18 protein-coding genes, 1 tRNA gene and 1 pseudogene are annotated in these 20,999 nt (G+C 66.5%); 10 read left to right on the top strand and 10 right to left on the bottom strand.

Features of this window, described 5'->3' with window-relative positions:
• Positions 1–49 precede the first annotated feature (49 nt).
• Together BN973_RS13885 and BN973_RS13880 are read left to right on the top strand one after the other, a co-directional pair.
• On the top strand, positions 50–505 hold the full coding sequence (locus BN973_RS13885) for a Zn-ribbon domain-containing OB-fold protein (RefSeq protein WP_036468848.1): 456 nt from the start codon (positions 50–52) through the stop codon (positions 503–505).
• On the top strand, positions 502–1,704 hold the full coding sequence (locus BN973_RS13880) for a lipid-transfer protein (RefSeq protein ID WP_036468847.1): 1,203 nt from the start codon (positions 502–504) through the stop codon (positions 1,702–1,704). The genes BN973_RS13885 and BN973_RS13880 overlap by 4 nt, the downstream gene beginning before the upstream one ends.
• A 134-nt stretch (positions 1,705–1,838) precedes the next feature.
• Here BN973_RS13880 and BN973_RS13875 read toward each other — a convergent pair whose 3' ends face one another.
• On the bottom strand, positions 1,839–2,465 hold the full coding sequence (locus BN973_RS13875; RefSeq protein WP_139830153.1) for an ANTAR domain-containing response regulator: 627 nt from the start codon (positions 2,463–2,465) through the stop codon (positions 1,839–1,841).
• A gap of 112 nt (positions 2,466–2,577) precedes the next feature.
• Here BN973_RS13875 and BN973_RS13870 point away from each other — a divergent pair.
• The 8 genes and pseudogenes from BN973_RS13870 (at position 2,578) to cydC (ending at position 11,773) form a co-directional block, all read left to right on the top strand.
• A tRNA-Leu gene (locus BN973_RS13870) sits at positions 2,578–2,651 on the top strand.
• Positions 2,652–3,158: 507 nt separating this feature from the next.
• Positions 3,159–3,797 (top strand): hypothetical protein, encoded by a 639-nt coding sequence (locus BN973_RS13865; protein ID WP_198048928.1) that lies wholly within the window; start codon positions 3,159–3,161, stop codon positions 3,795–3,797.
• 60 nt (positions 3,798–3,857) lie between these two features.
• Complete coding sequence (locus BN973_RS13860) at positions 3,858–5,198, top strand: adenylate/guanylate cyclase domain-containing protein (protein WP_036468846.1); 1,341 nt, start codon at positions 3,858–3,860, stop codon at positions 5,196–5,198.
• Positions 5,199–5,239: 41 nt separating this feature from the next.
• Positions 5,240–5,821, top strand: a complete 582-nt coding sequence (locus BN973_RS13855) for an HdeD family acid-resistance protein (protein WP_407067560.1) — start codon at positions 5,240–5,242, stop codon at positions 5,819–5,821.
• Positions 5,822–5,866: 45 nt separating this feature from the next.
• Positions 5,867–7,321 (top strand): cytochrome ubiquinol oxidase subunit I, encoded by a 1,455-nt coding sequence (locus BN973_RS13850; protein ID WP_036468845.1) that lies wholly within the window; start codon positions 5,867–5,869, stop codon positions 7,319–7,321.
• Between the two features lie 19 nt (positions 7,322–7,340).
• Positions 7,341–8,381 (top strand): cytochrome d ubiquinol oxidase subunit II, encoded by a 1,041-nt coding sequence (gene cydB, locus BN973_RS13845; protein WP_036468844.1) that lies wholly within the window; start codon positions 7,341–7,343, stop codon positions 8,379–8,381.
• A gap of 56 nt (positions 8,382–8,437) precedes the next feature.
• On the top strand, positions 8,438–10,051 hold the full coding sequence (gene cydD / locus BN973_RS13840; RefSeq protein ID WP_036468842.1) for a thiol reductant ABC exporter subunit CydD: 1,614 nt from the start codon (positions 8,438–8,440) through the stop codon (positions 10,049–10,051).
• Positions 10,038–11,773: pseudogene (gene cydC / locus BN973_RS13835) on the top strand (thiol reductant ABC exporter subunit CydC). Before cydD ends, cydC begins: the two are co-directional and overlap by 14 nt.
• On the opposite strand, the gene BN973_RS13830 reads toward cydC, so the two are convergent.
• The 9 genes from BN973_RS13830 to trpC form a co-directional block, all read right to left on the bottom strand.
• Positions 11,686–13,083 carry a bifunctional lysylphosphatidylglycerol flippase/synthetase MprF gene (locus BN973_RS13830; RefSeq protein ID WP_036468840.1) on the bottom strand — a complete coding sequence of 466 codons (1,398 nt, stop codon included), beginning with the start codon at positions 13,081–13,083 and terminating at the stop codon, positions 11,686–11,688. The pseudogene cydC and the gene BN973_RS13830 overlap by 88 nt on opposite strands.
• Before the next feature lie 122 nt (positions 13,084–13,205).
• Positions 13,206–14,081 carry an acyl-CoA thioesterase II gene (locus BN973_RS13825; protein ID WP_036468838.1) on the bottom strand — a complete coding sequence of 292 codons (876 nt, stop codon included), beginning with the start codon at positions 14,079–14,081 and terminating at the stop codon, positions 13,206–13,208.
• 16 nt (positions 14,082–14,097) lie between these two features.
• On the bottom strand, positions 14,098–15,516 hold the full coding sequence (gene pyk / locus BN973_RS13820) for a pyruvate kinase (RefSeq protein WP_036468837.1): 1,419 nt from the start codon (positions 15,514–15,516) through the stop codon (positions 14,098–14,100).
• A 108-nt stretch (positions 15,517–15,624) separates the two neighbouring features.
• Positions 15,625–16,056: a DUF2752 domain-containing protein gene (locus BN973_RS13815; protein ID WP_036468836.1), complete on the bottom strand. Its 432-nt coding sequence runs from the start codon at positions 16,054–16,056 to the stop codon at positions 15,625–15,627.
• Positions 16,046–16,435 carry a TM2 domain-containing protein gene (locus BN973_RS13810; protein ID WP_036468835.1) on the bottom strand — a complete coding sequence of 130 codons (390 nt, stop codon included), beginning with the start codon at positions 16,433–16,435 and terminating at the stop codon, positions 16,046–16,048. The genes BN973_RS13815 and BN973_RS13810 overlap by 11 nt, the downstream gene beginning before the upstream one ends.
• 42 nt (positions 16,436–16,477) lie before the next feature.
• Positions 16,478–18,034, bottom strand: coding sequence for a prolipoprotein diacylglyceryl transferase (locus BN973_RS13805; RefSeq protein ID WP_036468834.1), 1,557 nt, complete (start codon positions 18,032–18,034; stop codon positions 16,478–16,480).
• Positions 18,031–18,837: a tryptophan synthase subunit alpha gene (gene trpA / locus BN973_RS13800; protein WP_051641247.1), complete on the bottom strand. Its 807-nt coding sequence runs from the start codon at positions 18,835–18,837 to the stop codon at positions 18,031–18,033. The genes BN973_RS13805 and trpA overlap by 4 nt, the downstream gene beginning before the upstream one ends.
• Complete coding sequence (trpB, locus tag BN973_RS13795) at positions 18,834–20,102, bottom strand: tryptophan synthase subunit beta (protein WP_198048927.1); 1,269 nt, start codon at positions 20,100–20,102, stop codon at positions 18,834–18,836. Before trpB ends, trpA begins: the two co-directional genes overlap by 4 nt.
• 60 nt (positions 20,103–20,162) lie before the next feature.
• On the bottom strand, positions 20,163–20,981 hold the full coding sequence (gene trpC, locus BN973_RS13790; protein WP_036468828.1) for an indole-3-glycerol phosphate synthase TrpC: 819 nt from the start codon (positions 20,979–20,981) through the stop codon (positions 20,163–20,165).
• Positions 20,982–20,999: the final 18 nt, after the last annotated feature.

Genomic DNA, 20,999 nt, shown 5'->3' with positions numbered 1-20,999 from the left:
GAACTGCAACACGTTTCAGTTTTGTGTTTGAGCTGGGTAGTCTGGCCGAGTGCCAGAGGTGACCAGTACACAAGCCGCGATCGACGGGTGGTTCGCCACCGATGACGCCGGAAATCCCCATCTGATCGGCAGCAAGTGCCCCGAGTGCGGAACGTATGTTTTCCCGCCCGTTGATTCGGGGGGGCAGAACAACTGCCCCAACCCGGCGTGCGCCAGCGACACCCTGAAGTCCGTCGCGTTGTCGACCCGGGGAAAGCTGTGGAGCTACACCGAAAACCGGTATCCCCCGCCCGCGCCCTACCCCGCGGCCGACCCGTTCGAGCCGTTCGCGATCGCCGCGGTGGAGCTGGCCGACGAGGGAATCATCGTGCTGGGCAAGGTGGTCGAGGGCACGCTGGCCGCCGACCTGAAGGTCGGCATGGAGATGGAGCTGACCACGATGCCGCTGTTCACCGACGACGACGGCATCGAGCGCATCGTGCACGCCTGGAGGATCGTCAAATGAGTACACCCGCACCGCTGTACATCCTGGGCGCCGGGATGCATCCCTGGGGCAAATGGGGCCGCGACTTCACCGAATACGGCGTCGTCGCCGCGCGCGCCGCGCTGGCCGAGGCGGGGCTGGACTGGCGACAGATCCAGCTGGTCGCCGGCGCCGACACGATCCGCAACGGCTACCCCGGCTTCATCGCCGGGTCGACGTTCGCGCAGAAGCTCGGCTGGAACGGCGTACCGGTCAGCTCCAGTTACGCCGCCTGCGCCAGCGGTTCGCAGGCACTGCAGAGCGCCCGGGCCCACATTCTGGCCGGGTTCTGCGACGTCGCGCTGGTCATCGGCGCCGACACCACACCGAAGGGCGCGTTCGCCCCGGTCGGCGGAGAACGCAAGAACGACCCGGACTGGCAGCGGTTCCACCTGATCGGCGCGATGAACCCGGTGTACTTCGCGTTGCTGGCGCGCCGACGGATGGACCTGTACGGGGCGACGTCGGAGGACTTCGCCCAGGTGAAGGTCAAGAACTCCCAGCACGGGCTGCAGAACCCGAATGCCCGCTACCGCAAGGAGTCTTCGGTCGAGGACGTGCTGGCCAGCCCGGTCGTCTCAGATCCGTTGCGGCAGCTCGACATCTGCGCCACCTCCGACGGTGCCGCGGCGCTGATCGTGGCCAGTGCGGAGTTCACCCGTAAGCACCTCGGCTCGCTCGACGGTGTGCCCTCGGTGCGTGCGGTCAGCACGGTCACGCCGCAGTATCCGCAGCATCTGCCCGAATTGCCGGATATCGCAACGGATTCCACCGCGGTGGTACCGGGGCCAGACCGGGTCTTCAAGGATCAGATTCTCGATGCGGCCTATGCCGAAGCCGGCATCGGGCCCGAGGACGTGAGCCTGGCCGAGGTCTACGACCTGTCGACGGCGCTGGAACTGGACTGGTATGAGCACCTGGGGTTGTGTCCCAAGGGCGAAGCCGAGCAGTTGCTGCGCAGCGGCGCCACCGCGATCGGCGGCAAGGTGCCGGTGAATCCCTCCGGCGGCCTGGCGTGCTTCGGCGAGGCCATCCCCGCGCAGGCGATCGCTCAGGTCTGTGAGCTGACCTGGCAGCTGCGGGGCCGGGCGACCGGCCGGCAGGTGGAGAACGCCACGGTCGGCGTCACCGCGAATCAGGGCCTGTTCGGCCACGGTTCGTCGGTGATCGTGGCCCGCTAAGGCGCAAGCCTCGTTGCGTGTGCGTTCACGGCTTTCGGTGTGCGCTCACGGATTGGTGCCACGGCGTGTCGCCAGCCTGACCGCACACTCCAGGCCGTCACCGCACACTCAATGCGGCGGGCGGGGCGCGACAACTAGCCGGACGCCTCGTCGGACTCGCCGCCGAGGGTTTCCAGCACGACCTCGGCCACGCGTTTCATCGTGGTCCGGCGATCCATGGCGGCGCGCTGGATCCACTTGAACGCCTCGGGCTCGGTCATGCCCTGCTTGGACTGCAGCAGCCCCTTGGCGCGTTCGACGACCTTGCGGGTCTCCAGCCGGTCGGACAACGTCGCGACTTCACGTTCCAGCGCGGTGATCTCGCCGAATCGGCTGACGGCCAACTCAATGGCCGGAATCAGGTCGCTGATCGTGAACGGCTTCACCAGGTACGCCATCGCCCCGGCATCTCGCGCCCGCTCGACCAGGTCGCGCTGGCTGAACGCGGTCAGCACGACAATCGGCGCGATGCGTTTGCTGGCTATCTCCGAGGCCGCGTCGATGCCGTCACGGCGCGGCATCTTCACGTCCATGATCACGAGGTCGGGCTTATGCCGCTCGGCGAGTTCGACGGCTTCCTGGCCATCGCCTGCCTCGCCGACAATGTCGTACCCCTCCTCTCGCAGCATCTCGGCCAAGTCCATACGGATCAGCGCTTCGTCTTCCGCGATCAGGACCCGGCGCGGCACAGCGGCGTCGGTGTCGGTCGTGGGGCCTGTCATGACGAACATTCTCTCGTGGATCGCGACGACCAGCGACATCGGGGGCAGTGAGAGCGGATGCCCACACCGATCCTCTATGGTGGGAGGCCGCTTAAGGTAAATAACAAGTAGAGCCCTCGTATCCCAACTGGCAGAGGAAACGGATTCAAAACCCGTCCAGTGTGAGTTCGAATCTCACCGAGGGCACCGCGCCCGGCCCGGCGCAAACCGGGTGCCGGATCGCGTTTCGGCAACGCGGCAATAACGCGGCAATCCCGAATACAACACGGTTGGTTCGCGACACGTTTTCGGCTTGTTTGACAGACGTACAGTAAGCACGCTTTGCCAGTCTCACAGAGTGGAGTTCGTCGTGTCGCGTGTCAGCAAAATTTTCGTTGCCTTCGTTATCGTGCTCACCCCGCTCACCACTTCGGGATGCGGAAGCTTCTGCCTTCCCGGCGGGTCCTGCATCGCGATCTAAGTGGCTCGGCTCTATCCACCCCTCCGCGGAGGGGTGGATAGTCATTTCCGCGGCCGGTGGCCGCCAACTGAGACCGCCTGTACACCAACGCATTCGACGAATCCGCCAGTTACACATGCCGACCTCAGTAGTATTCGGGGATGCCGCGCGAAGCGGCGTCTTGTCGGGCGGGAGGTTGTGGTGTGAAACTACGACGCGATCGACAAGAACCGTTGGCGGACATCGTCATTGAATTGGATGACCCCAGCGACCTGTTCGCCGTAGACCAGCGTGCCCTGCTCTCCGGTGCGCGCCGAATCGACAGTGGCATCGACGAACTCGTCGAACGACTACTCGCCCAGCGCAAACAATCCCGCATCCAGCGCATCGTGCTGGACATCGCCGGCGAATGCACGGAGGAAACGGCCGCGAACCTGGTGGCATCGGTCCGCCGCTACGGCGAGTTATCCGAACGCCGCGCCAACCGGCAGCACGACCTGATCTGGCGGCAGGGCATGCGGTCGCTGATCAGCGGCTCGGCGCTGTTCGTGATCGGAATCGCGCTGTCGTACCTTTTCACTCGCCCGATGGTCGGCGAACTCGCGGGCGAACTACTCGGCAACGGTGTCTTCCTGGTGGTGGCATGGGTCGGTCTGTGGTATCCGCTCGATGTGCTGTTCATCGCCCGGGAGCAGGCAAAGCGCGAGGCCCAAGTATCGGCCACCATGGCGTCCATGCCGGTCGTGGTCCAAACCAGCGGCGGCTGGGTGCACATCGCCCACCTGCCCGGATTGCCGACGAAGCTACCCAGTGGCCACCGATCCGGTCGCCTCCGTGACAAGCACATCCGGTTGCGGGGTTCACCGCCGGCCGGGGGCCCCGGGGCGTCCTAGCGATCCCACGACTTCACCGCCACGCTGGGTATATGCGGATTCAGCGGTTACGCTCTGAACGTGGCGGCTAGAAAATGTGGTGCCCCACCAAGTCGGCCGGATGGCGCGACACGCCCGGACTGTAAAGAGGCGGTGCGGGCCAAAAATCGCGCCCGCAACGACCACTACGCCGACAGTCACGCCCGCCGGGTCAGGGTCCTCAACATCAACGCCTTGATGGGCGTGGTGGTGTGCCTGGTATTCGCCGTGCTCGGCTTCTGGTCGGGGCCCGGGGCCTACCCCATCCAGATAGTCAACCTGTTTACCGGTGTGACCTTCGCGTTGGTGCCGTGGCTGCATCGATTCGGCGAATTGGTTGCGCCGCTTACCTTTATCGTCACTGCGTACACGGCAGTCTTCGTGACCTGTTGGGAAGTGGGCACCGGCGGCGGCGTGCAGTACTTCCTCGTGACAATCGCCAGCCTGGTGGTGTTGCAGCTCGGCATCGAGCGTATCGGCCTTGCGGCGCTGCTGGCCGCACTCGGCGTCGCACTGGTCGTCACCCTGCAATTCCTGGTCCCCAACTCCACCGGCCTGGAACCGCCGTGGGCGATCACGATGAGCTTCATCATCACCACCGTCTCGGCGTTTGCGATGGTGGTGGTGACGGTGTGGTTCGCGCTGCGTGACACCGAGCGCGCCGAGGCCGTCATGGAGGCCGAACACGAGCGCTCCGAAGCACTGCTGGGCAATATGTTGCCGGCCAGCGTCGCCGACCGGCTCAAAGAACCCGAGCGCGACGTCATCGCCGACCGATACGAAGAAGCCTCGGTGCTGTTCGCCGACATGGTCGGCTTCACCGAGCGCGCAAGCTCGACCGCGCCCTGTGACCTCGTGAAATTCCTGGACCGCGTCTACAGCACCTTCGACGAACTGGTCGACAAGCACGGACTGGAGAAGATCAAAGTCAGCGGGGACTCCTACATGGTCGTCAGTGGAGTCCCCCGGCCCCGGCCCGATCACGTACACGCACTGGCCGACTTTGCCCTCGACATGGTCGCTGCCGCCGCGAAACTCAAAGACGCACAAGGCCTCTCGGTACCCCTACGGGTCGGCTTTGCGACGGGCACCGTGGTCGCGGGCGTCGTGGGCTCGCGGCGTTTCTTCTACGACGTGTGGGGTGACGCGGTCAATGTCGCGGCCCGGATGGAATCGACCGACTCCGTGGGACAGATTCAAGTGCCCGAGGACGTTTACGCGCGCCTGAAGGACGAGTTCGTGCTGCGGGAGCGCGGCCGCATCGAGGTCAAGGGCAAAGGTGTGATGCACACCTGGTACCTGATCGGGCGCAAGCCGGCACCCGCCGAAGCCGCTGACATGGCCACCGAGACACCCCGAACGGCCCACGACGCCACGGTCTAAAGCCCCTATTCTCGGCCGCATCGTTGTGCCACAGTGAGGTTATGCAGCCCCGCGAAGTTCCAACCATGTTGCCGCATCTCTGGAAATCCACACTGGCATCGGGAATCCTGACGCTGATCGTCGGCGTATTGGTGCTCGCGTGGCCGGGTATCTCCGTGCTGGCCGCCGCGATCGCCTTCGGTGTCTATCTGTTGATCACCGGTGTCGCCCAAGTCGTATTCGCATTCAGCCTGCATGTTTCGGCGGGCAGTCGCATTTTGCTGTTCATCAGCGGCGCCGCGTCGCTGATCCTGGCCGTGCTGGCATTTCGCCACTTCGGTCAGGGCTACGCGGTGCTGTTGCTGGCCATCTGGGTTGGCATCGGATTCATCTTCCGTGGCGTTGCCACAACGGTTTCCGCGATCAGCGATCCGGCGCTGCCGGGGCGCGGCTGGGCGATTTTCCTCGGCGCGATCACATTGATAGCCGGCGTTGTCGTGCTGGCGTCACCGTTCGCGTCGATCATCACCCTGGCGATCGTCGTCGGCATTTGGCTTGCCGTCATCGGCGTCCTGGAGGTCATCGCGTCGTTCGGGATCCGTAAGGCCTGCAAAGAACCCGGGAATGGCGTCACCAGCGCCTAACTACTACACTGTGTCGTAGAACGCTGCAGTCACGGGAGCTGACCGATGAATGTCGTCGACATTTCGCGGTGGCAGTTCGGTATCACCACCGTCTACCACTTCATCTTTGTGCCGCTCACGATCGGCCTGGCCCCGTTGGTCGCGGTCATGCAGACCGCGTGGGTGGCCACCGGCAACACCGCCTGGTATCGCCTGACCAAATTCTTCGGAAAGCTCTTCCTGATCAATTTCGCGATCGGGGTGGCCACCGGAATCGTGCAGGAATTCCAGTTCGGCATGAACTGGAGTGAGTACTCGCGGTTCGTCGGCGACATCTTCGGCGCCCCACTCGCGATGGAAGGCCTGGCCGCGTTCTTCTTCGAATCCACCTTCCTCGGGCTGTGGATCTTCGGCTGGAGCAGGCTGCCGCGGTTGGTGCACCTGGCCTGCATTTGGGTCGTCGCCATCTCGGTCAACGTGTCGGCGTTCTTCATCATCTCGGCGAATTCGTTCATGCAGCATCCGGTCGGCGCACACTACAACCCCGCGACCCGTCGCGCCGAGTTGGACAGCATCGCGGCGTTACTGTCCAATAACACTGCGCGAGCGGCGTTTTCACATGCGGTCAACGGTTCGCTGCTGACCGCGGCCACCTTCGTCGCCGCCGTGAGCGCCTGGTGGCTGGTCCGCGCGAAAAAGACCTCGAACGTCGACCTCGACACGGTGTTTCGCCCGGCGGCCGTGCTGGGGTGTTGGGTGGCGCTGTTCGCCACCGTCGGGCTGTTCTTCACCGGCGACCAACAGGGCAAGCTGATGTTCCAGCAGCAGCCGATGAAAATGGCGTCGGCGGAATCGTTGTGCGACACCGAGACCGATCCGGACTTCTCCATCCTGACGGTCGGTACACACAACAACTGCGACAGCATCACCCGCGTCATCGAGGTGCCCTACGTCCTGCCGTTCCTCGCCGAAAGCAAATTCACCGGTGTGACGTTGCACGGCGTGCGCGATATCCAGCAAGACTCGGAACACAAGTTCGGGCCAAATGACTACCGGCCCAACCTGTTCGTCACCTATTGGTCGTTCCGGATGATGATCGGGTTGATGGCCGTCCCGGTGCTGTTCGCGCTGGCCACCTTGTGGCTGACTCGCGGCGGTCGCACCCCGACCCAATCGTGGTTTTCCTGGTTCGCGCTCCTGACCATCCCCACGCCGTTCCTGGCCAACAGTGCCGGCTGGGTGTTCACCGAAATGGGCCGGCAGCCATGGCTTGTGGTGCCGAACCCGACCGGCGACCAGCAAGTGCGGCTGACGGTCAGCCAGGGTGTGTCGGATCACACGTCGGGCATGGTGGTGACCTCGCTGGTGACGTTCACTTTGGTCTACGCGGTGCTCGCGGTCATCTGGTTCTTTCTGCTGAAGCGCTACATCGCCGAGGGACCGTTGGAACACGACGCGGAACCCGCACCGCCGAAGGTACCCGGCGAAGACGAAGTCGCCCCGCTGTCGTTCGCCTACTGACCCGGGAAGGAGTTAACCAATGGCGCTGCAAGAGTTGTGGTTCGGCATCATTGCCGTGCTGTTCCTGGGCTTTTTCATCCTGGAGGGCTTCGACTTCGGCGTGGGCATGCTGATGGAACCGTTCGCTCGTGTCGGCACCGGCGATCCGGAAGTCCACCGGCGCACCGCGCTGAACACCATCGGCCCGGTATGGGACGGCAACGAGGTCTGGTTGATCACCGCCGGTGCCGGGATGTTCGCCGCGTTTCCCGGCTGGTATGCGAGCGTGTTCTCGACGCTGTATCTGCCGCTGCTCGCGATTCTGTTCGGCATGATCGTGCGCGCCGTGGCCATCGAATGGCGCGGCAAGATCGACGACACAAAATGGCGCGCCCTGGCCGATTTCGGGATTGCGGCCGGGTCCTGGCTGCCCGCGGTGTTGTGGGGTGTGGCGTTCGCGATCCTGGTACGGGGTCTGCCGGTGGACGCCCGCGGCCACATTCATCTCTCGATCGGCGACGTACTCAACGCCTACACGCTGCTGGGCGGTTTGGCGACAGCCGGGCTGTTCTTGTTCTACGGCGCGGTGTTCGTCGCGTTGAAGACCTCCGGCGCGATTCGCGACGACGCGCACCGGTTTGCCAGGCAGCTGTCGCTGCCGGTCACGGGACTGGTTGGGGTCTTTGGACTTTGGACGCAACTGGCGCATGGGAAGGACTGGACCTGGCTGGTGCTGGCGGTGGCGGTCGTCGCGCAGCTTGGCGCGGTGGCGTCGGTGTGGAGTCGCGCCTCCGACGGCTGGGCGTTCGCGAGCACGGCGCTGGTCGTCGCGTCGGTGGTGATCTTGTTGTTCGGTGTGCTGTATCCGAATTTGGTGCCCTCGACCCTGAACACGCAGTGGAGCCTGACGATCTATAACGCATCGTCGACGCCCTACACGCTCAAGGTCATGACGTGGGTGACCGCTTTCTTCGCCCCGCTGACGGTCGTGTACCAGGCGTGGACGTATTGGGTGTTCCGGCAACGGATCTCGGCTGACCGGATACCGCCGTCGATCGGGCTGGCAAGGCGTCCGTCCTGAACACACGCAATTCCCGGGCGCCCCTGGACCCGCGACTGTGGCGGGCGTCGACCGCGTTGCGCCGCTACTTGGCCGCAACGGTGAGCTGCGGAGTGGTGATCTCCGCCTGTGCGATCGGCTCGGCGATCGTGCTGGCGAGGATCGTCGCGACGGTCATCACCGATCCCTCGGCCCGCGGCCTGCAGGGCTGGCTGGGTCCGCTGTCAATCCTGTTGATGCTGTGGGCCGTTCGCACGGTGACGCACTGGCTGCAGGCGCGGCTTGGTCAACGGGGCGCCAGCGCGGTGATCGCCGATCTCAACGGCCAGGTGCTGGCGGCGGTCACCGCCCGGCAACCCGACGAACTGGCCGCGCAGCGGGATGCGGCCGCGCTCGTGGTGACCCGCGGCCTGGACGGCTTGCGCCCGTATTTCACCGGCTACCTGCCCACGCTGCTGGTCGCCGCGATCCTGACTCCGGCGACGGTGGCCGTGATCGCGCTGTATGACCTGAAGTCGACGCTGATCGTGGTGATCACGCTGCCGCTGATTCCGATTTTCATGGTGCTGATCGGGCTGGCGACGGCCGAGCGATCGGCCGCCGCGCTGGCCGCGATGACGACCCTGCAGGGGCGGCTGCTGGACCTGATCGCCGGCATCCCCACGCTGCGGGCGCTGGGCCGCGCCGCGGGCCCCGAACACCGCATCGCCGAACTCGCCGCCGCCCATCGGCGCTCGGCGATGGCGACGCTGCGCATCGCATTCCTGTCGGCCCTGGTGCTCGAGCTGCTGGCCACCTTGGGTGTCGCGCTGATCGCGGTCGGTATCGGCCTGCCCCTGGTGTTCGGCGAGATGAGCCTGGCCACCGGGTTGACGGTACTGCTGCTGGCACCCGACGTGTACTGGCCACTGCGTCGTATCGGCGCGGAATTCCATGCGGCGCAAGACGGTCGGACCGCCGCCGACGAGGCGTTCGCGCTCATCGGTGAAGCCACCGCGGCGGCGCCGCGCGGCCGAACCGTCGCTGCCCGGGGCGCGGAAATCCGCGTGGAGAACCTGAGTGTGGCCGGGCGAGACGGCAATTCGCCGTGCGAGTTGACCGCGGTGATCCCGCCGGGCCGCGTGACGGTGCTGACCGGACGCAACGGCGCCGGCAAGAGCACCACCCTGCAGGTCATCGCCGGACTCACGGTGCCGTCGTCGGGTCGGGTCACCGTCGACGGCGTCGACGTCACCGAGTTCGAACAAAGCGCGTGGTGGCGCCAGCTGTCCTGGCTGCCGCAACGCCCGGTGCTCGTGCCCGGCACGGTCCGCGACAACCTGGCCCTGCTCGGGGAGTTGGACGACATGGAAAGTGCCTGCGCTGCATCGGGATTCGACGCGGTGCTGGCCGAGTTGCCGGACGGGCTGGACACCACGCTGGGACGCGACGGCCTGGGGCTGTCGCTGGGACAGCGACAGCGGCTGGGCCTGGCGCGTGCGCTCGGATCGCCCGGCCCGGTGCTGCTGCTCGACGAACCTACCGCCCACCTGGACGCAGCCACCGAACAGCGGGTGCTCCGGGCCATTGTCGAGCGGTCGCGGGCGGGGGCGACGGTCGTGGTCGTCGGGCACCGGCAGCCGGTCGTGGCGATCGGAGACCACGTTGTCGAGGTGGTATCGGAGGGCGAGGTGCGTTGTGCGCGCGTCTGACCCCCTGCTGGCCGCGTCGAGCCTGTTGCGGCCACGGCTGCCCCGCATCCTGGCGGCCATCGCGTTGGGAGTGCTCTCGCTGGGCAGCGCGCTGGCCCTGGCCGGGGTGTCGGCGTGGCTGATCACGCGGGCCTGGCAGATGCCGCCCATCCTCGACCTGTCCGTCGCGGTCGTCGCGGTGCGCTTGTTCGCGATCGCGCGCGGCGTGCTGCACTATTGCGAGCGGCTGGCCACCCACAACACCGCACTGCGCGCGGCCGGCGTTGCGCGAGCGGAGATCTACCACCGCCTGGCCGACGGACCGGCAGCGGTGGCCGTCCGGCTGCACAGCGGCGAATTGGTGGCGCGGGTGGGCGCCGACGTCGACGCCCTGGCCGACGTGCTGGTGCGGGCGCTGATCCCGATCGGCGTCGCCGCGGTATTGGCGGTGGCGGCAACCGTTGCGGTCGGGGTCATTTCGCCGGCGGCCGGCACGGTACTGGCGCTCTGCCTGCTCATCACCGGTGTGGTGGCGCCACTGCTTTGCCGGCAAAGCCGCGGTCACCCAGGAAGAAGTTGCCCGCCAACATCATTCCGAGCGCGACACGGCCGCGATGATCGCCCTCGAACACGCGCCCGAACTTCGGGTCGCCGGCGCCCTGCCCGACGTCATCGCCGAATCGCGTCGGCGCCAACTCCGTTGGAGCGATGCGCTGGACGCGGCCGCCCGACCGGCCGCGCTGGCCGAAGCCATGCCGACCGCCGCGATCGGCGCCAGTGTGCTCGGCGCGGTCGTGGCCGGGATCGGGCTGGCACACGCGGTCGCCCCCACCACCCTGGCGGTCTTGATGCTGTTGCCGCTGTCCGCCTTCGAGGCGATGACTCCCCTGCCGGCGGCCGCCATCCAGTTGACCCGTTCACGCATCGCGGCACGCCGTCTGCTCGATCTCGCTCCGGAATTTCCCACGGCCGAATCCCGCACGCCGACACCACTTCCGGTCGGCACCGCCCGGTTGTCGGCCGACCTCCGTTCCGGTCACACGCGGGCCTTCTCACACCGGGTGACGGTCGACCTCGAGCCCGGTGCGCGGCTGGCCATCACCGGTGCCAGTGGCTCCGGCAAGACCACGCTGCTGATGACCCTTGCCGGGCTGATACCGCCCTTGGACGGCCACGCGATGCTGAACGGAATCGATCTGGACAGCTTCGACGAGCACGAATTGCCCAGCGCCGTCGCCTTTTTCGCCGAGGACGCACACATTTTTGCCACCACGGTCCGAGACAACCTGCTGGTCACCCGGGGCGACTGCGCGGACGCCGAACTGGTGGCGGCATTGGATACGGTCGGACTCGGTGAGTGGCTCGCCAATCTGCCCGAGGGCCTGTCGACGGTGCTGACCGGCGGTGCGCGCGCCGTCTCGGCCGGTCAGCGCCGCCGGCTGCTGCTGGCCCGGGCGATGCTGTCGCCGGCGCGGATCGTGCTGCTCGACGAGCCCACCGAGCATCTCGACGCGGGCGACGCCGAACGAATGCTGGCGGATCTGCTGGCCCCGACGTCCGGGCTGGTGAGCGCCGAGCGGACGGTCGTGGTGGCCACTCACCACCTACCCGAAGGCATTCCCTGCCCCGAACTGCGCATCGGCTAGCCGCCTACCTCAGAGGTGGCGCCGGCGCGGCATGAATTCCAGTGTCAGCAGCACGAATACCAGCGGCACCAACTGGGTCAGCGAAATCAGCGCGTAGCGCCGGGCATCCAGCGCATGAAACTTGTGCACATACCGGTACAGCGATTCGAGCGCGATCAACGGGTCGAGCAAATGAATCAACCGGTAGAACACTCGCTCCGCACGGCCGCGGTCCTTGTCGTCGAAGATCTCTGGGAACGCCGCAAAGGACAGCGAAACCCGCTGTGCTCCAGCCTCTTTGCCGGCTGTGATCATGTCGACGCTGAGCCGTTCGTCGATCCCGTTGGGTGCACCGCGACGGCGCCACGGCACATCCATGGTGATATCGCTGCCACCACCGGCCGTCGCGTATCGATGAAAACCCTGCACCCGCCCGTGGGCGTCCCTGGCGATGATCAGCTGGATGCCGGGGAATCGGCCCTCCAGCACGCCGTCGAGGTTCATATAGAACCCGCGGTCGGTGTGCGCCCCGCTGGGGGAGGCGCGCACCACGTCGGCCAATTCGGCATGCAGCGTGTCGTCGAGTTCTTGCTCCGCAACGATTTCCGTGGTGATGCCGGCATTGTGGGTGCGCTGCACCGCCTGGCGCAGGTTGCGGAACTTGCGCCCGACCATGTCGAAACCGGCCACGTCGACGACGACGTCGCGACCGATCGGTACGGCTCGCAACGATTGCCGGACCACCGCTCGGTCGTTCCACAGCGCGAGCCGGCGCTCGCTGCACCCGACCACCGCGATACGCCAGCCGTGCGTGTGACACATCGAGGCGAAATCGGCGATCAGCTCAGGGAATTGCGTCTCGTCACCGATCGGGTCGCCGCCGACCACCGCGAAGCCCATCCGGGTGCGATAGGCCAGCGCCGCGGTGCCCGCGGCGGTGAAGTGATAGCTCTTACCCGTTTGCATCGCGAACGGTGCCAGCGGGTCGTCGCTGGTGGCGTTGATCAAAGCCCATGCCCGGGGCAGGTTTTCGGGCTGCGGATGCGAGGCCGTCGGCCACATCAACACCAAACCCGAACCGGCGATCAGCATGTCACCGAACAGGTCGAATCCCAACACATGTGAGCCCAGCCCCGCCAATACACACAGGGCAGCCGCTCCCGCGTGCATGGTCGTCACGGGGCGCCCCAGGAATATGCCGCGGGCGATCAACGCCACCGCGGCCAGCACCGTCAACGACCAGCCCAGCCGATCGGCGTAATGCCATTGCGGCTGATAGCGGTGGTGGGCGACGACGGCGACCAGCCAGCACGCCGCGCACAGCAATGCCAAGGCGCCGACGCAGCGCGCCGCAAGCGAATCGACGGGAACCACAACGCGTTCGCGCGCGCGCAGTTTAGGAAGGAGATCTGCCGACGGGCCCTTCATGCGTCACCTCCCGATGGGCGTAGTGCTTGTCCCATCGAATACCCGGCTCATTCGAAGTTACGCCCGATTGCGGCCCGGCAGAACCGAAATCGGACCGGTGTCCGGTAACTATTCGATAACCGTTATCGGCCGGACGGCGGAAAGTATTTCAACACACCTTCTTGCACCACGGTGGCGACGATTTGGCCGGTGCCATCGAAGAAATGGCCGGTGCCCAGCCCGCGGGAATCGGCGGCCACCGGCGACGATGTCGAATACAGCACCCAGTCGTTGAAGTCGACCTGCCGGTGAAACCACACCGAATGATTGGCCGACGCGGCGAAAATGCGGTCGAAACCCCACGACAACCCGTGGGTGGTGATGACCGAATCCAGCACCGTGGTGTCCGAGGAGTACACCATCGTCGCGGTGTGCAGCACCGGATCGTCGGGCACCGGCCCCAGCGCCTTGAGCCACACCCGGTTGTGCGGTAGCCGCTCACCCTTGTCCCGCATCACCCACGCCGGATCGTTGGTATAGCGCCATTCGATCGGCTGCAGCGCGTTGACGAAGTGCGGAACGGTTTCCTCGTAGCCGCGCAACAGATCGCGCAGCGGCGGCTGGTCGTGGGCCTCGCCCACCTGTGGCGGCTCGACGGCGTGCTCGAGGCCGCGCCCGCCGGACATGTAGGCGATCATCGCCGAGGACAACAACACCCCGTCCTGCACGGCGTCGACGCGGCGGTTGGCGAAGCGCCGCTCGTCGCGCAACCGGCAGACGTGGAATTCGATGTCCTTGGTCGTGTCGCCGCCGTTGATGAAGTGCACCGAGAGCGCGCTGGGCGGCAGATCGCCGCGGACCAGGCTGCGGCTACCCGCGACGAACGATTGCGCCATCAGCTGCCCGCCGAAGGTCCGCATCGGGTTCTTGCTGGGATGGGACCCGAGGAACAGGTCGTCACCCACGCGATTGAGGTCCAGGACCGCCAGCAACTCGTCGAAATCACTGCCGGCCGGCACGGGCTCTCCTTGCGGGTTAGAGGTCGTCCTCCCCGATTCGGTGGACGTGGATCAAATTGGTTGACCCTACTGTGCCAGGCGGGGCGCCGGCGACGATCACCACCAGGTCCCCCCGCTTGTATCGGCCCAGCTCGAGCAGCGATTTATCGGCCTGACGGATCATCTCGTCGGTGGAATCCATGATGGGCACGATGAACGTCTCGGTGCCCCACGTCATCGCCAGCTGGCTGCGCACCTCGGGCCAGGCCGTAAAGGCGAGCAGCGGCAACGGGGTGTGCAGGCGCGCCAACCGCTTCACGGTGTCGCCGGACTGGGTGAACGCGACCAATGCCTTGGCGTCGAGCCGCTCGCCGATGTCGCGGGCGGCATAGGAGATGACTCCCCGCTTGGTGCGCGGCACGTGGGTCAGCGGCGGAGCGGCCGTCGAGTTGTCCTCGACGGCGGTCACGATCCGCGCCATCGTGCGGACCGCGGCCAGCGGGTACTTGCCGACCGAGGTCTCCCCGGACAGCATCACCGCGTCGGCGCCGTCGAGCACGGCGTTGGCTACGTCGGAGGCCTCGGCGCGGGTGGGCCGCGAGCTTTCGATCATCGACTCGAGCATCTGGGTGGCGACGATGACGGGCTTGGCGTTCTCCCGGGCCATCTGAATGGCCCGCTTCTGCACCAGCGGAACCTCTTCCAGCGGCAGCTCGACGCCGAGGTCGCCGCGCGCCACCATGATGCCGTCGAAGGCCAGCACGATCGCTTCGAGGTTGTCGACGGCTTCCGGCTTCTCCAGCTTGGCGATCACCGGCACCCGCCGGCCGATCCGATCCATCACCTCGTGCACCAGTTCGACGTCCGACGGCGAACGCACGAACGACAGCGCCACCAGGTCGACGCCCAGGTCCAGTGCGAAGGTCAGATCGTCGATGTCCTTGTCCGACAACGCCGGTGCGGACACGTTCATCCCGGGCAGCGACATGCCCTTGTTGTTGCTCACCGGGCCGCCCTCGACCACGGTGCAGACGACGTCGTCTCCGTCGATGGCCTCGACGACGAGCCCGACCTTGCCGTCGTCGACCAGGACCCGGTCACCGACCGCGGCGTCCTTCGACAACGTCTTGTAGGTGGTCGATACCCGGTCGTGGGTTCCTTCGCAGTCTTCGACGGTGATCCGGATCGTTTCGCCGTCGGCCCAGTAGGTCGAGCCCGTGGCGAAGCGCCCGAGCCTGATCTTCGGGCCTTGCAGGTCGGCGAGCACACCGACGGCGCGCCCGGTGGCATCCGAGGCGGCACGTACCCGCTCGTATGCGGCCTTGTGATCGGCGTAGTCGCCGTGGCTGAAGTTCATTCGGGCGACGTCCATTCCGGCCTCGACCAGCGCCAGAGTGAGCTCGTCCGTTTGGGTTGCAGGGCCGAGGGTGCAGACGATCTTCCCGCGTCTACTCACGCCGAACAGCTTAGTCGTGCGGCCGCTTGCCGGGGTGACCCGAAGGTGACCGCGCGTTGAGCCACCGGGAAATCACGACGCCGGGCGGCCGGGCGTTTTGGTGCCCGGCTACCCGCCGAGCATCGTCGGAACCAGCGGAAACCCCGGCACATTGCGCAACACCGTCCACGCGATCGCGCCGACAGTGATCGTTATCACCGCCGGTATGGGCAGCAGTGGTCGCCGGCCCTGCCGCCACCGCACCAGCAGAAACGCGGCCAACACCGGGAGACCGACCAGCAGGAAGACGTTGTCGTAGATGCTGGCCGCCAGGTGGCCGTGCAGCAGGTCATGGGTCATCCGAAGCCCGCCGCACAAGGGGCAATCCCAGCCGGTGAGCCATTTGAACGGGCAGTGCGGGTACGCCGAATTCGCGTCGCGCGGGTCCACCGACCCGACATAGCCGAGCGCTCCGGCCAGCAGCAGGCCGGTGCCAACGGCGATGTAGCGGCCGTGGTGATCACGCTGGGCCGCCGCGCGGGAAGCCGGGTCAGGTTCCATCGCGCAGTGGTCGACCGTGCGGGTCGTTTACCTTGTCGGTCAAGATCAGGATGGCGTCGATGATGCTCCAGAGCAGACCGATTCCGCAGGTCAGCAGGCCCACGAGCAGTTGCGCGACGCCCAGCCCGACGTCGCCGATGTAGAAGCGACCGATTCCGCCGATGCCGACCAGGCTGAGCAGCTGCAGCAGACCGGCGATGGTCTTCGACTTGTCCGAATACGGCAGTCCCGTCACCGGGTGACGGCCGTACGGCGCCGCCGGGTCGTACCCGCCAGTGCCCGGGTACGGCTGGTATTGCGGGTACGGCGGTGGGTATCCCGACGGCTGCGGTGGTGGTGCGCCTGGGTTTGGGCCATCGCTCCACGACGGTTCGGTCACCGTTTCAGCATGCCAGATGAACTGCGTGTACCCCAGGGTTTGCTAGCCGCCCGAACGCCGGCTCCGCCGTCGCAGTGGCCAGCGGCGCCGAGTTTCCGTGTCGTCGCCGCCGGCCGTTTCCGCCGCTGGTTCTTCGGATGTCACGTCGACGGCAGCGGCCGGCTCCGGCTCGCTCTCCTCGGTTTCGGCGGCCTCGTCCGGTTCGCCGGCCGCAGCTTCGGGCTCGGCAGTTTCGGTATCTGCGTCCAATTTGTCGGCGTCGGATGCCTCGGTTCCCTCGGCCTCGGTTTCTCGGGCCTCGGCTTCTTCGGGCGCTGGTTCCTCGGCGCCTGCCTCCTCAGGCTCGGCCGCTTCGGCCTCTTCCGCTTCCGGCTCCTCGGCGGCTGGCTCTTCGGCGTCTTCGCGCTCTGCCTCCGGCTCCTCAGACGCCGGCTCTTCGGTCTTTGCCTCCTCAGGGGCAGCTTCGGGCTCTTCGGCTCTATGCTCCTGTGCTTCAGGCTCCTCGGGCTCCTCGGCTTCGGCCTCTTCGGCGGCCGGCTCCTCGGCGCCTTCAGGCTCCTCAGCCTCTTCGGCTTCCGCCTCCTCGGCCTTCGCCGTTTCCTCCGACGCCGCTGAACCGTCCGCGCCGGCCGCCTCCGCCCCGGCAGCTGCCGCGGCCACCGAAGCCGCAGCCACACTGGCCGGTTCCTCCGTCGGCTCGATTTCGGGCTCGGATTCCTCGTCAGCCGCGTGGTCCTTGCCACGCAAACTCTCGGGATCTTCGCGGCCCTTCGGCGCCAGAACGATGTACACGACGGCGCCGATGAACACGAAAGTCGAAGTAAACGAGTTGATCCGGATACCGGCGATATGTGTGGCGGTGTCGTCACGCAGCAGCTCGACCCAGAAGCGCCCGACGCAGTAGAGCGCGACGTAGCTGGCAAAGAGCCGGCCGTGACCGATCGCGTAGCGGCGATCGATGTAGATCAGAATCACGAAAACCAGGACGTTCCACAGCAATTCGTACAGAAACGTCGGTTGCACGACGACCGCGAGCTGCCCGGTCGACACCCCGTCAAGCGAATGCGGGTCGATGTATCCCGAAGGATCGCGGCGATAGAAGATTTCCAGACCCCACGGCAGCGTGGTTTCCCGGCCGTACAGCTCCTGGTTGAAGTAGTTCCCGAGCCGCCCGATGGCTTGGGCCAAGATGACTCCCGGGGCAAGGGAGTCGAGGAAGGCCGGCAACGGAATTCCGTGCCGCCGGCAACCGATCCACGCCCCGAGTACACCGAGCGCGACCGCGCCCCAAATGCCCAAGCCGCCGTCCCAGATCCGAGCCGCCGCGCCGAACCCGGCACCACCCGGGCCCCAATACGTGCGCCAGTCGGTGGCCAGGTGATAGAGCCGGCCGCCGATCAACCCGAACGGCACCACCCACAGCGCGATGTCGTAAATCACCCCGCGCTGCCCGCCGCGCGCTGCCCAGCGCCGGTCGCCGATCATCAGCGCGACCACGATTCCGGCGATGATGAACAGTGCGTACGCGCGAATCGGCAACGGCCCAAGGTGCCAGACACCTTGCGGTGGGCTAGGGAAATACGTGGGCAGCATCGTCATGATGTCGACACTCGCACACCTTCGGCCAATTCCTGGGTCAAGGCACGCAAGCTAGGCAGACCGTCCGCGAGCGCCGATACCAAGGCCGAACCGACGATCACCCCGTCGGCGTAGCCGCCGATCTGCGCAGCCTGCTCGCGCGATCGCACGCCGAGGCCCACGCCAACCGGGATTTCGGACACCGCTTTGACCCTGCTCACCAATTCGGGCGCGGCGTTCGACACCGCATCACGGGCCCCGGTCACACCCATCGTCGAGGCGGCGTAGACGAATCCGCGCGACGCCTCGATCGTGGTCACCAGACGCTGCGGTGTCGACGACGGCGCGACCAGAAAGATCCGATCCAGGTGATGCGCCTCGGACGCGGCCATCCACTCTTGGGCTTCATCGGGGATCAGGTCCGGCGTGATGAGCCCGTGCCCGCCCGCCGATGCCAGGTCCCGCGCGAACGCGTCAACCCCGTAGCGCAGCACCGGGTTCCAGTACGTCATGACCACCGCGCGACCACCGGCCAAGCTGATCGCCTCGACCGCGGCCAGCGTGTCACGCACGCGCACTCCCCCGCGCAGCGCGGCCTCGGTGGCCCTGGCGATGGTCGGGCCGTCCATACCGGGATCGGAATACGGAACCCCGACTTCGACAAGGTCGCAACCCGATTCGACCAGCGCGGTCATCGCGTCCACCGATGTCCGTACATCGGGATAGCCCGTCGGCAGATAGCCGATCAGCGCGGCGCGGTTTTCGGTCCGGCACGCGTCGAAAAGCGGTGCCAGCCTGCTGGCCTGGCTCTGCTCCACCGTCATCGCTTGTCCTGGGAGTCCATCAGACCGAACCATTTCGCCGCCGTCTCGACGTCCTTGTCGCCGCGGCCGGACAGGTTCACCACAATGACTGCGCCGCTGCCCAATTCGTTGCCGAGCTGAACGGCACCGGCGACGGCGTGCGCGGATTCGATGGCCGGGATGATGCCTTCGGTCCGGCACAACAGGCGAAACGCGTCCATCGCCTCGGCGTCGGTGATCGGCCGGTATTCGGCGCGCCCGGTCTGCCGGAGCCAGGCGTGCTCCGGGCCCACTCCGGGATAGTCCAAACCCGCTGAAATCGAATGGGATTCGATCGTCTGACCGTCTTCGTCCTGCAGCAGATACGAGAACGACCCCTGGAAGGCACCGGGTGAACCACCGGTGAATGTCGCGGCGTGCCTGCCGGTCTCGACGCCGTCACCCGCGGCCTCGTAGCCGACCAGCCGCACCCCGGGGTCGTCGATGAAGGCGTGAAAGATTCCGATCGCGTTGGATCCCCCACCGACGCACGCCGTCACGGCGTCGGGCAGCCGGCCCGCCTGCGCTTGGATCTGCGCACGCGCCTCCAGCCCGATGATGCGCTGGAAATCGCGGACCATGGTCGGGAAGGGGTGCGGCCCCGCCGCGGTGCCAAAGCAGTAGTACGTGCTGTCGGCGTTGGTGACCCAATCCCGGAACGCCTCGTTGATGGCGTCCTTCAGTGTTTGCGATCCCGTGTCGACCGAGACGACCTCGGAGCCCAGCAGTCGCATCCGCGCCACGTTGAGCGCTTGGCGCGCCGTGTCGACGGCACCCATGTAGATCACACACTCCAGGCCGAGCAATGCGCAGGCGGTGGCCGTGGCCACGCCGTGCTGCCCGGCGCCGGTCTCGGCGATCACCCGGGTCTTGCCCATTCTCTTGGCCAGCAACGCCTGTCCCAGCACGTTGTTGATTTTGTGAGAACCGGTGTGGTTCAGGTCTTCTCGCTTGAGAAACAGGCGCGCGGAGCCGGCGTGTTCGCTCAGGCGAGTGGCCTCGTAGAGCGGCGACGGCCGGCCCGCGTAGTTGGCCTGCAAGTCGTCCAGCAGATCCAGGAATTCGGGATTGACGCGTTCCTTCTCGTAGGCGGCGGTGACTTCTTCGATCACCGCCATCAACGCCTCGGCGACGTAGCGCCCGCCAAACACACCGAAATGCCCACCCGCGTCGGGGTCGTGCCGGGTGGGTTCGGAAATGGCCGCGCTGGAAAGCGGAAGGGCGGGGCGAGATAGATCCACCATCACCAATGCTCAACGCGGAGATGGCTCATGGGGTTCAACGTTACAACGCAGGGCTCTTGAGAACTAACGAGCCGGTTTCGGACAGGACGGATGGGTGCCCGCGGTCACCAGATCGGCAACCGCGGCACGCGGGTCGCCACTTTTGACCAGACCCTCACCGACGAGGACGGCGTCAGCGCCGGCGCCGGCATAGGCCAACAGGTCCGCGGTCCCCCGCACACCGGACTCGGCGATCCGGATCACGTTGCTGGGCAGTCCGGGAGCGATCCGCGAGAAGCTGTCCCGGTCCACCTCCAGCGTCTTGAGATCGCGGGCATTGACCCCGATCACGTTGGCGCCGGCCTTGAGTGCGCGGTCCGCTTCTTTCTCGGTATGGACCTCGACAAGCGCTGTCATACCGAGCGATTCGGTGCGGTCGAGCATCGCCGCCAGCGCCGACTGCTCCAGGGCGGCGACGATCAGCAGCAACATGTCGGCGCCGTGCGCGCGCGCCTCATGAATCTGATAGGGCTGCACCACAAAGTCTTTGCGCAAGACCGGAATCGAGACGGCGGCCCGAACCGCGTCCAGGTCGTCGAGCGAGCCGTTGAAGCGCCGCTGCTCGGTCAGCACGCTGATGACCCGCGCGCCGCCGTCTTCGTAGGCCTGGGCCAGCTTGGCCGGATCGGCAATGGGCGCTAGCGAACCCGCCGACGGACTGGCGCGCTTGACTTCGGCGATGACGCCGATGCCGGGCTCGCGCAGCGCGGCCATCACGTCAAGAGGCGGAGGCGCCGCGGCGGCGGCCGCTTTGATCTCGGGAAGCGGGATACGGGCTTCGCGCGCGGCAACATCCGCCCGAACTCCCTCAAGGATGGAGTCAAGGACAGTCGCCGGACTCATACCTGTCATTTCCCTTCC

It is taken from the genome of Mycobacterium triplex (assembly GCF_000689255.1).
GTDB classification, from domain to species: domain Bacteria; phylum Actinomycetota; class Actinomycetes; order Mycobacteriales; family Mycobacteriaceae; genus Mycobacterium; species Mycobacterium triplex.
The sequence above is the reverse complement of the archived record's forward strand: the minus strand, read 5'-3'. Positions and strand labels throughout refer to the sequence as shown.